The 12,585-nt window shown below is 41.7% G+C and carries 13 protein-coding genes and 1 pseudogene; 9 read left to right on the top strand and 5 right to left on the bottom strand.

The features are described from left to right. The first annotated feature begins 17 nt into the window (after positions 1–17). The 4 genes from BCT49_RS19270 (at position 18) to rmf (ending at position 4,225) form a co-directional block, all read left to right on the top strand. The gene (locus BCT49_RS19270) at positions 18–278 is read left to right on the top strand and encodes a glutaredoxin family protein (protein WP_017106982.1); all 261 of its coding nucleotides are present in this window, start codon (positions 18–20) and stop codon (positions 276–278) included. Next, positions 256–2,172, top strand: coding sequence for an ABC transporter ATP-binding protein (locus BCT49_RS19265; protein ID WP_065104257.1), 1,917 nt, complete (start codon positions 256–258; stop codon positions 2,170–2,172). Before BCT49_RS19270 ends, BCT49_RS19265 begins: the two co-directional genes overlap by 23 nt. 9 nt (positions 2,173–2,181) lie before the next feature. Further along, entirely contained in the window at positions 2,182–3,891 is a 1,710-nt protein-coding gene (locus BCT49_RS19260; protein WP_102437527.1) for a DUF3466 family protein, read from the top strand. A 160-nt stretch (positions 3,892–4,051) separates the two neighbouring features. After that, positions 4,052–4,225: a ribosome modulation factor gene (gene rmf / locus BCT49_RS19255; RefSeq protein WP_017074275.1), complete on the top strand. Its 174-nt coding sequence runs from the start codon at positions 4,052–4,054 to the stop codon at positions 4,223–4,225. A 253-nt stretch (positions 4,226–4,478) separates the two neighbouring features. Here rmf and fabA read toward each other — a convergent pair whose 3' ends face one another. Continuing rightward, a complete protein-coding gene (fabA, locus tag BCT49_RS19250; protein WP_029223508.1) occupies positions 4,479–4,994 on the bottom strand; it encodes a bifunctional 3-hydroxydecanoyl-ACP dehydratase/trans-2-decenoyl-ACP isomerase in 516 nt (171 codons plus the stop codon). 70 nt (positions 4,995–5,064) lie between these two features. Continuing rightward, positions 5,065–6,717 carry an AAA family ATPase gene (locus BCT49_RS19245; protein WP_102437525.1) on the bottom strand — a complete coding sequence of 551 codons (1,653 nt, stop codon included), beginning with the start codon at positions 6,715–6,717 and terminating at the stop codon, positions 5,065–5,067. Between the two features lie 188 nt (positions 6,718–6,905). Between BCT49_RS19245 and matP the strand changes: the two genes are divergently transcribed. The 4 genes from matP to BCT49_RS19225 all read left to right on the top strand — a co-directional run bounded on the left by matP (position 6,906) and on the right by BCT49_RS19225 (position 9,502). Continuing rightward, a complete protein-coding gene (gene matP / locus BCT49_RS19240; RefSeq protein WP_017106977.1) occupies positions 6,906–7,361 on the top strand; it encodes a macrodomain Ter protein MatP in 456 nt (151 codons plus the stop codon). A 20-nt stretch (positions 7,362–7,381) separates the two neighbouring features. Continuing rightward, entirely contained in the window at positions 7,382–7,690 is a 309-nt protein-coding gene (locus BCT49_RS19235; protein WP_102437523.1) for a DUF3634 family protein, read from the top strand. A gap of 104 nt (positions 7,691–7,794) precedes the next feature. Further along, positions 7,795–8,106, top strand: coding sequence for a hypothetical protein (locus BCT49_RS19230; protein WP_102437521.1), 312 nt, complete (start codon positions 7,795–7,797; stop codon positions 8,104–8,106). A 175-nt stretch (positions 8,107–8,281) separates the two neighbouring features. Further along, a complete protein-coding gene (locus BCT49_RS19225) occupies positions 8,282–9,502 on the top strand; it encodes a hypothetical protein (RefSeq protein ID WP_102437519.1) in 1,221 nt (406 codons plus the stop codon). A gap of 99 nt (positions 9,503–9,601) precedes the next feature. On the opposite strand, the gene BCT49_RS19220 is transcribed toward BCT49_RS19225, so the two are convergent. Together BCT49_RS19220 and BCT49_RS19215 are read right to left on the bottom strand one after the other, a co-directional pair. Further along, positions 9,602–10,204, bottom strand: coding sequence for a DUF2971 domain-containing protein (locus tag BCT49_RS19220; protein ID WP_102437517.1), 603 nt, complete (start codon positions 10,202–10,204; stop codon positions 9,602–9,604). Positions 10,205–10,594: 390 nt separating this feature from the next. Then, complete coding sequence (locus BCT49_RS19215) at positions 10,595–11,269, bottom strand: hypothetical protein (protein ID WP_102437515.1); 675 nt, start codon at positions 11,267–11,269, stop codon at positions 10,595–10,597. A 298-nt stretch (positions 11,270–11,567) separates the two neighbouring features. Between BCT49_RS19215 and BCT49_RS19210 the strand changes: the two genes are divergently transcribed. Then, positions 11,568–11,804: a M15 family metallopeptidase gene (locus tag BCT49_RS19210; protein WP_102437513.1), complete on the top strand. Its 237-nt coding sequence runs from the start codon at positions 11,568–11,570 to the stop codon at positions 11,802–11,804. A 127-nt stretch (positions 11,805–11,931) separates the two neighbouring features. On the opposite strand, the pseudogene BCT49_RS19205 reads toward BCT49_RS19210, so the two are convergent. Then, positions 11,932–12,456, bottom strand: a pseudogene (locus BCT49_RS19205) (ISNCY family transposase); the annotation flags it as partial. Between the last annotated feature and the right edge of the window lie 129 nt (positions 12,457–12,585).

Below are 12,585 nucleotides of genomic sequence, written 5' to 3'. Positions count from 1 at the left end.
TTGTATAAGGACATATAGTGCTGACTCTCTACAGTACAGAAGGATGCCATCTATGTGAGATGGCATTCAAACTCACGGAACAGTTGAATATAAGTCATCAGATCAATGTGGTGGATATCGCATTGGATGATGAGCTCTTTTCCCGTTACGGGGTCACTATTCCGGTGCTCAAATTTGAAAGCTCTGACTTGTCTCAACACTCAGAGCTTAACTGGCCATTTGGCTTGTTAGAACTTAACGATTGGTTAAAGAAGAATGGCATTACTTACAATTCATAATGGGCAATTAGCGTTTGGCGATCACCCATTATTAGATGGTGCGGATTTCGCACTGCAAGAAAACGAACGTGTGTGTTTGGTTGGCCGTAATGGTGCAGGCAAATCAACGTTGATGAAGATTTTGTCTGGCAACATCATCATGGATGACGGCAAGATGCAGATCACGCAAGATGTGGTTGTATCTCGTCTAGAGCAAGATCCACCGCGTAATGAGCAAGGCTCAGTTTACGAATATGTATCTGGTGGTTTAGCTGAGATAGGTGAGTTGCTTAAGGAGTACCACAACTTACTTGATGTTATTGCAGAAGATCCTAGCGAAAAGAATTTAAACCGTCTTACTCGCGTTCAAGAAAAATTGGATCATGCGAATGCTTGGCGTTTTGAAGATCGCGTAAGTAATGTTCTTGCTGCTCTTAAACTAACAGCAAATACCAAACTGACGGAACTGTCTGGTGGTTGGCAACGTAAAGCTGCACTCGCACGTGCGCTTGTATGTGACCCTGACGTATTACTGCTTGATGAGCCTACCAACCACTTGGACGTAGCTACGATCGAATGGTTAGAAGCTTTCTTAAAAGATTTCCGTGGTTCAATCATCTTTATCTCGCATGACCGTGCTTTCATCAAATCAATGGCGACACGCATTGTTGATCTTGACCGTGGCAAGCTAAGTTCTTTCCCTGGTGATTACGACAATTACTTGTTAGAGAAAGAAGAAGCGCTACGTGTTGAAGAGATGCAAAACGCTGAATTTGACAAAAAGCTAGCGCAAGAAGAAGTTTGGATCCGTCAAGGTATCAAAGCGCGTCGTACGCGTAACGAAGGCCGTGTTCGTGCCCTTAAAAAGCTTCGCGAAGAGCGTCAAGATCGTCGTGAAGTACAAGGTAAAGCAAATATCCAAATCGATACGTCTGCACGTTCAGGTAAAATCGTATTTGAAGCTGAGAACCTTAACTTTGCATTTGAAGGCAAAGAGATCGTTACAGACTTTAGCTTCAACATTATGCGCGGCGACCGTATCGCACTTATCGGCCCAAATGGTTGTGGTAAGAGTACGGTTCTTAAACTGCTTCTTGATCAACTCAAGCCTGATTCAGGTCGTTTGCATTGTGGTACTAAACTTGAAGTGGCTTACTTCGACCAATACCGCGAAATTCTAGACCCTGAGAAGTCGGTGATTGATAACCTAGCTGATGGTAAGCAAGAAGTGACCGTAGGCGGACGTGAGCGTCATGCACTAAGCTACTTACAAGATTTCTTGTTCTCTCCTAAGCGTGCTCGTACACCGGTTAAAGCGCTATCTGGTGGTGAGAAAAACCGCTTGTTATTGGCTCGTATTTTCCTTAAATCGAATAACTTGTTGATTCTCGATGAGCCTACCAATGATTTAGATATCGAAACATTGGAACTTTTGGAAGATTTGCTTGCCAACTATGAGGGTACGTTGCTTCTCGTGAGCCACGATCGTCAGTTCGTAGATAACACGGTAATGACGAGTTGGATATTTGAAGGTAACGGTGTAGTGGAAGAGTTTGTTGGTGGTTACCACGATGCTCAGAAACAAAGAGCACAAGCATTGGAGTATCGTCAGGCTGAAAAGCCAGCAAAGGCGGAGAAAGTTGTTGAGGAAACTCCCAAAACTGCGCCAGTTAAAGCTAAACCTAAGAAGTTATCGTATAAGCTACAACGAGAATTAGAAACGTTACCTTTGCGTTTGGAAGAATTGGAAACCGAGATTGAAACTCTGCAGCAAGAAGTTAATGATCCAGACTTCTTCTCAAAATCTGTAGAGCAGACACAACCAGTTTTAGATAAGCTATCTGCAGTAGAGCAGGAGCTTGAAGTTGCTTTTGAGCGCTGGGAAGAGCTCGAGGCACTACAACAGGAAAGTTAAGAAGTAATAATGACTTGTACTAAATTTAAATTAACAACAGTTGCAGCATTAGTATTTGCTGCAACTAATGCCAACGCTGCGCTGTATGACGTAGTTGAAGTTACGCCTTCAATTACAGGTGCGTCTGAAATATTTGGTGTCGCGATTCAACCTGGTGTTGCTACAGATGGAACGAGTGAGCTTGCAAAAGGGTGTTTTGATTCAAGTGCAACAAATTGTGCTGCTAGTACTTTTAAGCTCGCTGGTGAAACTCGCAATGCAGTAGACGGCATCGGCTACCGCGAAGAAGTTCCTTTCGCTATGGATGCACCGTTCCAATATATTCAAGAACGCGATGATTTTGAAAACTATTGTTATCGTGAGCTTAGATACTCTACATGTGAAAGCTGGGCGGACAACCGTTGGAGTACTTGGAGTAAAGAGAGCAACCTTAGCTATGTAAACGCGAAAGCATTTGTTGAAAACGGTAGCTCAATTAGTTCTTATAACGTAGCTATCACGGCACTAGATGATTCAGGTGTGCCAGTAGGTATTGAGTCAAACGGCAGTGATATTCGTTATAACGCAGTTACAACGGTGCCTCTAACTGCTTCATCTGAATCACGTGCTTTTGGTGCTTTAACTGTTGATAATGCTGGTACTGACATCATTTATAACTTTGGCAGTATTTCAGTTAAAGGACCAGTAACCGATACTTCAAACACAACGTTCAGTTCGAAAGCTGCTATCTGGAAGGACGGAGAAGTTCATCAGTTTGACTGGAGCCGTGGTGGTAATGCTCAAGAAGGTGATTACTTTGCTCAAGGAAGTATGCGTGGCCTTACGGAAAACTCCGGCAAATTATATGGCGTCGGTTTCGATACGGTGAATGGTAATGGTGACCTGCAAGACATGAATGCAAGTGTTTTTGTTAGTGATTCACTGGATATTTCCGGAGCTAATTGGACAACGAAAATAATCAGCGGCGCTGAGGTCAAATCTGGTTCATCAAACGATGATGCTAGATACAGTAACTCTGTGGCTACCGACATTAACGAGAACTTGTTTGCTGTTGGGTATTCTAAACGTAATGGTTATGTGCCAGAGAATGGTAGTGCTGGTAACAAGATGTTTGTTGTGACTGATGCTTCGGCATCAACCCCGACTGCGACATACTTATCTGGTGGTATCTTCTTTGGTGGTGCTAGTGGTGAAGCGAAGGCGGTGAACAACTTTAACGAGTTTGTTGGTCAAGTCGATGCAGAAACGACTCGTGAAGTTGATGGTAGCGAGCGTAGACACCGAGGCTTTATTTATCCTTATAATGTTGCTTCATCGAAAGATGAGCGTCGTGTAGACATCTTTAATGGTCAGGCTTGGTGGTTAGATGATCTAACGAATGATGGCAACGCTTCTGGAGAAAACAACAAGTTCCGAATCATTGACGCTTCAGGCATCAACGATGCAGGTGTGATCTCAGCTACAGCTATCAAGTGTACCGTTGGTGGAACAACACAACCATACGATACAACGTCACATAACTCGTATTGTGGCGGTGCTGCATCTAATGCAGTTGAAGAGGTTGTTGCTGTTAAGTTGATTCCTATCGCTGGTAAAGGTAAAGCCGATATCCAAACGCGTAGTGCTGACTCAGAGAAAGTTGATCGTCAAGGCGGCAGCCTAGGTTGGTTCGCTTTGACTGTACTTGGCCTGTTAGGGTTCCGTAGAAAATTTAAATAATTTTATCTCTTGAGCCCGAGTTCACAATTCTGAACTCGGGCTTTTTTTCGCCTTGAGAAAAGTTCAAAAGTGGTCGATTCTTAAAGTTGGAGTAAACAAAACTCCACTCAGTTGTAATCATTGTATGTTAGTAAACGAACACCCGTATGAGGACTGCACTATGAAGAGACAAAAGCGTGATCGCCTAGAACGAGCACAATCTCAAGGTTACAAAGCTGGTTTAAATGGCAGGTCACAAGAAGCTTGCCCATATAGCCAAATGGATTCTAAATCGTATTGGTTAGGTGGTTGGCGTGATGCCAAAGATGATAAGCATTCAGGTCTCTATAAGTAGATAGGGCGAACATATTCAAAGGTCAAGGCTCCATGTTGCTATTAAGCAACTGGAGCCTTGTTAATTTCTGAGAGTCATACAATGCCTTACAAACCGAGAATGGGCCGTTTATAAAGTGATTTAAGATTGTTTCGCTGGTGGACATATAACTGATCAGAGTTACTTAAGCTATATCTTAACGCACTATAACTAAATGCATTGAAATAAAAATAAAGCAACCATTGGCTGCTTTATTAAAAATCTAACTATTAAACTAGAATGCTGATGTATCTTGGAAAAGACCAACTTTCAAATCTTTAGCAACATAAATTTCTTTACCATCAACAAGAACACGACCGTCTGCAAGGCCCATTACTAGGCGACGGTTAACAACACGCTTCATGTGAATTTCGTAAGTTACTTTTTTAGCCGTAGGTAGGATTTGGCCAGTGAATTTAACTTCACCAACACCTAGAGCACGGCCTTTACCTTTGCCGCCAACCCAACCAAGATAGAAGCCAACTAGCTGCCACATTGCGTCTAGGCCAAGACAACCAGGCATTACTGGGTCACCAGGGAAGTGACAATCGAAGAACCATAGGTCAGGAGTAATATCCAGCTCAGCAAGAATCAAACCTTTACCGAAATCACCTTCAGTTTCAGACATCTTAGTGATGCGATCCATCATTAACATGTTTGGTGCTGGTAGTTGAGGGCCTTCTGGCCATAGTTCGCCTTGGCTTGATGCTAGAAGCTCTTCGCGAGTGTAAGAATCACGTTTGTTTTGCATTATCAATTACTCCGATTTTTGATAGGTGCATATTAGTGAACAGGTGTACGCTAAACAAGTCCGATCAGTACTAGACAAACCAGTTTTTAATGCGTCCAACAATTCCAATTGGGTGTTCATGTCTTTCAAAGTTTTCAATACGTTCTGCGATTTTACTCAGAACGCTTTCTTGTTCTTCGTCCCTAAATGGTGCGTTCATAATAAGAGGAATCGCTTCATCTACATTAGAGACGGACCAAATATGGAATTCATTGTTTTTGATGCTTTCAATTAGGTCTGGCTTCAGAGCAAGGTGTCTTAAGTTAGATCTTGGAAGGATCACACCTTGTTCGCCAGTTAGCCCGTTGTGTTTACACACATGGTAGAAGCCTTCGATTTTCTCGTTTAGCCCACCAACGGCTTGTACACGACCGAATTGGTCGACAGCACCGGTTACCGCTATTTGTTGTTTGATAGGGTATTCCGACAAAGCACTTACCAGAGAGCAAAGCTCAGCAAGAGAAGCACTATCGCCATCAACTTCGCAGTATGATTGCTCAAACACAACAGAAGCAGCATATGGCAACGGATCTTCAAGGTTTAGCGCACTGCTTACAAACGCTTGCATGATCATCATGCCTTTAGCGTGAAGGTTGCCACCAAGCTCTGCTTTTCTTTCTACATCGGTAATGTCGCCATCGCCAAAATGAATAACACAGGAAATACGAGCCGGTTCACCATAAGAAATAGGGTGTCCAGGAACGTCGATAACCGTCAGACCATTAACCTGGCCGACTTGCTCACCCTCAGTTTCGATAATGACTTGGCCATCTCGAATATCATCGAGAGCACGCTCAGGAAGGTAAGACTCGCGGTTGTATTTGTGTTGTTGAGCTTGCTGAATATGGTGAATATCAATGTCACCACCATTTGCTTCGATGAGCGCTTCATTCAACAGCGCGTTGTGCCAAATCGGACATAACGGTATGTAGCTCTGGTCTTCTGTTTCTCTTGCGCCTGCCGTTAGGATTCCAACCAAAGCTTCTTGAGTTATCGTTGGAAGGTTATAGCGTCGTTGTAACCACTTAAGATAGCCAAGGTATTGCGTTAGGCTCTCATTGTAGAGCTTAATATCTTGTTCTATTTCGCTGAATAGACAAAACCCTGTTTGAATATCGCCATCTAGATAATCCAGGTCACCAAGTTGAGCGCGGTCTCCGACAACAATCAACTTAATGTTGTATGTCAGTGCTTCTATAGGTGCCTGATTTAGATGCTCAGGAAAACTGCTAATTGGCTCAACAGCTTCACCGAGAAGCGCTGATTTCAATAGCAGCCAGCTTCCTGGATTTGCAAGGATCAGGTTTGCTGAAACAACCAAGTAACCATTGTTTGCTCTTGAAAGTAGTCCCGGCTTTGTTGCTACAATTTCACCATCTTTAGACTGAACTTGGTCAAACAAAGCGGCTGCATTTAAAGATTCGGTTTTTATAACAGGCTGAGAGTCGTTGTTTAACTCCGTCGTTAAAGATTCAACGATAAGTTGACGATAGATCGAATTGTCAGGCGCATTAACAAGTAGAACTCGTGAAAGATTGGATAGGCGTACAAAACGGGTTAGCGCATCTCTAAATCTATGTTGAATATCTGAGAATGTGAAAGGAGAGATGTCAGGGAATTGCTCTAGTTGAGCGCTATATTCATCGTACTGAGGCGTTACATGTCGCCAATCTACTTGAGTCATTTAAATGTCTGATTATGATAATAAGGTAGGGAGTATATAGAAAAAGCGGGGAGTCATATAGGTCTATGTTGTAGTTACTAAACACTAAGCTAATATAAGTATGATCTTGGTCTATTCTTTCAAGACAATAATTGTTAAGTGACCCAATGTGGGTTACGCTGTCACTAGGTTAACTCTCGAGATTAGACATGAAATATCAGCAGCTTGAAAATTTAGAATGTGGTTGGAAATGGAATTACTTGGTAAAAAAATGGAAAGAAGGTGATTCGATCACCTGCCATATTGATTCAAGTGAAGCTGATGTTGCCGTGCAAGCTTTGTTAAAGCTAGAACACCAACCTACAGGGGTTCTTGAGTGGATCTCAAATAACATGTCTCCGGAGCTTGATAACAAGCTTAAACAAGCGATCAGAGCCAAACGTAAACGTCACTTCAACGCCGAACAAGTTCATACTAAAAAGAAGTCGATCGATCTAGATTATCGCGTTTGGGAGAAGCTATCTCAACGCGCAAACGAACTCGGCTGTACGTTATCTGACGCGATAGAGTATTTGGTTAGTGAAGCATCTCGAAGCGAGCAGGCCAGTAAAACAGTAACCAGTCTCAAAGAAGATTTGAGTAAACTCCTTTCTGACGACAAATAAGCGGCATTAGTGGTGGCATTATGATGTATGTAATTTTAATCGGAGCCGTATTGGTTTTTTGGCTCGTCGCAATTGATAGACCCGTATTGAGGATCAAGTTCAATGAAGGTGCGATTGAACAAGTAAAAGGGCATTTACCGCCTAGTTTCAAGCACAATCTTCAAGAAATCGGTCACAACAATGCATTTCAAGGAGAGCTTAAGGTTTACGCAAAGCGTTCTGGTTACAACTTGAAGTTCACCAAAGACATCCCTAAGAATGTTCAACAACGTATTCGAAATGTGTTTCCTCACAATGGCTTCAAATCTAAAGGCTCTAAGAAGGCATAACTTTTGAAATCATGGTTTGCTTACTAATCTCTAGTACTAATTTAACCTCATACTTCCCATAATAATTTGCATACTGTTTTCAACACCACATAGTTGAGAACAGTATGAAATATCTCGTATTTTTGTTGTGCTTTACGTCTCCGAGCGTACTCGCTGATGATGCATTAATTAATCCTGTTGCAAAGAAAATCAAATCTTCAATCCTCAAAGGAATGAAGAAAAGCTCGATCGAACTTGAAGGGTACTGCGACCTAATGATCGAAATGCGCCATTCAAAAGGCTATGCTCGAATTAAAAAGGTTAGGACTTCCGGTGATAGTCGAGTGTGTAAACAAGCGCGAAAGCACTTGCCTGATAATCGAAAGTTTAAATACAGCTTCCCTGAAAAGTACATTCGTTTACACATAGAAAGCTAGTCAACGATCTTGATCTTTCTAGGTGCACGCCCAATGCACTATAACTAAATTTTTATGGATGTTTTGTCACGCTAGGTTCTTCGTGTATCTTAAATATCTATTAATATTGACTTGATTATATATAGCTGGGATATAATACGATGAATAGCTAGGATTAGGTCAAGGAAAGTCACGGTTGTTGTTAGCAAACAAAAATTACACTCCTGAAGTTATTGAAATATCGAGAAAAGTTTCAATTAACGTAGAAAAACACTTCAATAAGTGGTTAGTCTCTCCAAAGTTTAAACTCAAACAAACGACAGTAGACACACTGCTAAGTTTGGAAAATCGCTATTGTGATAGCGTTATTTTCGATGAGAATGATCGAATATCTCACAATCAGCGAATTCTGTTGCGATGTGAACAAGACAGAGTCAGTGCTCGTCGTGAGAAAGTCGTAGCAAAGCAAAAGACATTACGCTACGTCATAGATGATGTTTGTAATACAGCTTCTGAGCTGATGATTGGGAAGCTTGAACAAACACTGATGAGCTCTCTTTTTTCCGAACTTCCGGATTTTAACCATTTCGCTAGTGTCGCTTATTCATCATCTTTGAACTTCTCCAAATTGCATCAAATTTCAGCTGAAAGTAGGCCGCTAAGTTCAAGTCTTATTGAGTTTGTGTCGAATCCGGAATTTACAGAAAAATACGGTAAAAAATCGAAAGTGGTGCTGGATCCAAAAGTAGCAGCGAGACAAATTGGCATAGAGAATTGCAAATTACTTTTTCCACTACTCATGAGTCAGCAACTCATTAAATGGTCTGATGATAACATCAAGCCAATTGTTCCGAAGGTTTGGCAACACCTAGTTGTTACAGCAAACTCTACCCGAATGCGGTTACAAGAGACGTCAGTAAAAGAGCCAGACGTTGGTATTCTGCTTGGAGTATTAAGAACGCTGCCGTTATTCGTCATTTGTAATCATTTTTCAGCGACGTTTGAAGATGCACTCGTTAAAACCATGCTTGGTTATCGGGATGCAAGTGACAAGCACGACGAATACTATGCGTGTACAGAGGTTATCCCGAACACACAGTTTCTCGAATCTATGATAGAGATCTTAGATACTAAGTTACTGAAAAACCTAGTCGATTACATAGATTGGAGCCAAAATAACCAGTTTATTAAACGTGCGCTCCTCGAAGAAGTTCACGATATCCCAGTCCTTGAACGAAGCGTGTACGGTGCAGCGCTTTCGCAGGGCAGAAAGTTCTCTATTTTTGAAGCCCTAGAGAATAGTGAATTGTTTAATATTAAACATCGACCTTATTGGTTTTCAACGGTGCAGATGTCCGTAGCGACCATGGAGCAAATGCAGGCTAGAATACCTGGGAAACTGACCCCAAACATGTAAAAAGATGAGCCACAATCTAATGTGGCTCATCTTTTTAGTTACAATGTAACTCGCGGTGAAGATTCAGTTTGTTGAATGTATTGCCGCTATCTATCTGATTTAGTTGACTACTTCAAAAGTGCAGGAATTCTGCCTCGCTATTGCGTGCTTGACCGGTACTCCAAGGCTCTGACATATCATAAGGACTTTTAACTTTCGATCTGGCGGAGCGTGCTCTGAAAGGATGACAGCGCTTAAGCACTCTTTATTAAGGTAAAGCTTATTCCCAATGAGCTCCTCATCATGTAGAACCCACCGATATTCTTCTTCATAGCGCCAATTCGAATGCTTAATTCTGAATAGCTCAGCGCCCAAATCCGATCCTTGTAAATCCAGGGTAGACGGCAAACTAAATAGAGTCGGGTCATCTTCATATTGCACTTTAAAACAGTTGAGATTTGCTTCTCCATCATAATGATTGAGGTCGTATTCAATACACATGCCTTTGAAGCTATCGCCGTACTGAGACCAGAGTATAGGGTGGTCACTCGATTGGGAGAAGCACATCACCTTGAACTCGTTCTGAAGGGCTGGGTCAAATATGTGGTTCGATTCAAAAGGGTTGTTAAAGGTTTTAGCGTAATCAAACCACAACGAACACTCAGAGATAGACTGTATGTTTCTATCATGCAGCGTTCTGAACTTATAAAGTTTAGGCAACATATCAAACACCTATTTTACAACATTGCCAGATACTAACATTTAACTATACAAATACAGCATGAGTGCATTGCATTTGATTGCTTAGTCACCTTATTTATTAAGATAATTGTTTGATAGATCAAAATTTAAACACGAAATAGCAGTCTGTTTAAGAGGTTTGTTTTGTGTGAACCTAATTTGGTAGGGGAAATGTTACTAAGAGTAAGAGACAACGTAACTTTTTATTGTTGAACAATTCAGCTTGAAGAGATAAAGCCTTGGGTCACAACCGAACTCAAAGCGGTATAACACTTATATAAGATAAGCAGCTTGGGTTAACACTCTTATTGAGGCGATATTTGAACGCGCTGGCGGATAAATGGTATAGATATCTATGTTTATCTGGATATATCAGTGCCAAAGCGTTTGTCCTTCAAAGCATGAAGGGTCGCGTGGCAACTTACGTAGTGTGAACTCATCTCTGAGATAAGACTTAGCGAAGTTCTCTCGCTTCTTTCCTAATGCTGGCAAGTCGCCTAACACTTTAACAATACCTTTAACTTCCAGTGAATCAAAACTATAGCCTTGATCAAGAAGGAGCTCCAATACTGGATAGAGCTTTTTATATACCCGAGTTGCTTCAGCTTTTGAATCTCGTCTTCCTTTTATCTTCGCCTGCAATGAATCGAGTAGAGAGAGCCTTCCCAAATGACTAAGTATATTGGATACATTAATTATGACGTTCGTAACGTAGATACTTAGAACGAGTTCGATGCAAAAGATAACGTAGTACTCAGTAATAAATATTTGGTCACTGTACAGGATGACCGGATAAACATTCTCTAAGATCGTCATGCCAATAAAACTAACACCAATCAAGATTCGATAATGAGAACTGATAACGTCCACATTAGTGAATCTTAACAACAAACAAATACTGACAACACATGTGATAAACGTAGAAACGAATGAGATGACTTGCTCACCAACGCTCGTCACCATTACGTCAACATTAAAGAAAGTAGATCCAATGGTTAGTAGTGCGCATAAGATAATTGCTTGCTTTTGGTCATTGTTTGTTTGCAAAGTATGGGCTCCGATTTAATACAGCGGCGGAGTATAGATGAAACTTGCAACTACTTTTATATCATTGATTTAAAATGGTTATTTTAACTGCCCAATTGGTGATATTGATTGGTTTATTAAGTCGAGAGGCCGTGGTTTTGATGTCACTCTGTATGTGACTTTCTCAAGTTTTCTTTGTGATTGATGGACTATGTAATGCCCATTTCAAAAATGTTTCCTTTCAGGCAAGCCGAAGTCGTTCTCTGTTACGGAAGGGCTACGTACCGCCAAAAACCAATACCAATTCTATCAGGAGGGTTTGAGCCAACTTGACGGCCACAAACGTCCAAGTCGCCATCAATCCGGCCATGCGATTGATTTCGTGGCTTACGATGAAAACAGCAAGGTGACGTGGGACTTTAAGTATTACGAAGCGATCAGCAAAGCCTTTAAACAAGCGGCTAGGGAGCTTGAAGTGTCGACCATTTGGGGCGGTGACTGGAAAAGCCTTAGAGATGGTCCGCACGTTGAATTGAATCGTTTGGTGTACTCATGATTAGCGCGTTACTGAATCTTTTGACCGGTGGCGTAGCGACGAATAAGCAGCTTAATTAAGGATTTAATCCGGCGTGGTACGCAAAATCCGTAAGATCTAAGGTGTTGAATACGCAAAGATTTCACGTGCTGAATCTTAGGTTCATCAAACGGCCAGTCGCATCATCAATTAACATTAATAGGCAGCATTTGTCGCTGCGGCCTTCAAACCAGTCATGATGGGAGCCGTCAATTTGGATAAGTTCACCCAAGCAATCACGACGGTAACGAGGCTGATAGACTCGAGGTTTGCGTTGTGAATGTGGAAGCCACAGTCCGTCGGCGATCATCCATTGACGGAGTGTTTCTTTAGAGACGGATAGATTGTGTCGTTCAGTCAGTTTTTCCAGAGCGAACGTTGGTGAGAAGTCAGAGTAATGCTCACGGATAAGTTTCAGTATTTCAATTCTGAAATGTTCTGATTAGCGTCGATTACTTGGGCGTCCACGCGCTGCGTGTGTAAGACTTTGAGCGCCAAGAGAGACAAGTTTGTTTACCAAACGTCGGATATGACGGGCAGACAGATTCAAAATGATAGCAGCGTCAACTTGGCGTAGTCGTTTTTCACGTACGTCAGTAAGCACCTTGAATCGATGAATATCTTTTTCACTCATAGTAATAAGCATCCGGATAACTCCTAAGCAGACCAATATAGGTAAGCTTAGGAGGACATTTAAAAATGGCTCAAACCGGACATTACTAAATTGCTCTAACACAACTACTGCGTATTATGGGTTTAAATT

It is taken from the genome of Vibrio lentus, assembly GCF_002875945.1.
In the GTDB taxonomy this organism is placed as follows: domain Bacteria; phylum Pseudomonadota; class Gammaproteobacteria; order Enterobacterales; family Vibrionaceae; genus Vibrio; species Vibrio apostichopi.
Note: the sequence above shows the minus strand (reverse complement) of the source record. Positions and strands in the feature narration are given on the sequence as shown.

Bases quoted from the DNA above. Each gene is read 5' to 3' on its own strand.
- BCT49_RS19245 (WP_102437525.1), bottom strand. From the start codon at position 6,717: ATGACTCAAGTAGATTGGCGACATGTAACGCCTCAGTACGATGAATAT.
- BCT49_RS19265 (WP_065104257.1), top strand. From the start codon at position 256: ATGGCATTACTTACAATTCATAATGGGCAATTAGCGTTTGGCGATCAC.
- BCT49_RS19260 (WP_102437527.1), top strand. From the start codon at position 2,182: ATGACTTGTACTAAATTTAAATTAACAACAGTTGCAGCATTAGTATTT.
- matP (WP_017106977.1), top strand. From the start codon at position 6,906: ATGAAATATCAGCAGCTTGAAAATTTAGAATGTGGTTGGAAATGGAAT.
- BCT49_RS19230 (WP_102437521.1), top strand. From the start codon at position 7,795: ATGAAATATCTCGTATTTTTGTTGTGCTTTACGTCTCCGAGCGTACTC.
- rmf (WP_017074275.1), top strand. From the start codon at position 4,052: ATGAAGAGACAAAAGCGTGATCGCCTAGAACGAGCACAATCTCAAGGT.
- BCT49_RS19220 (WP_102437517.1), bottom strand. From the start codon at position 10,204: ATGTTGCCTAAACTTTATAAGTTCAGAACGCTGCATGATAGAAACATA.
- fabA (WP_029223508.1), bottom strand. From the start codon at position 4,994: ATGCAAAACAAACGTGATTCTTACACTCGCGAAGAGCTTCTAGCATCA.
- BCT49_RS19235 (WP_102437523.1), top strand. From the start codon at position 7,382: ATGATGTATGTAATTTTAATCGGAGCCGTATTGGTTTTTTGGCTCGTC.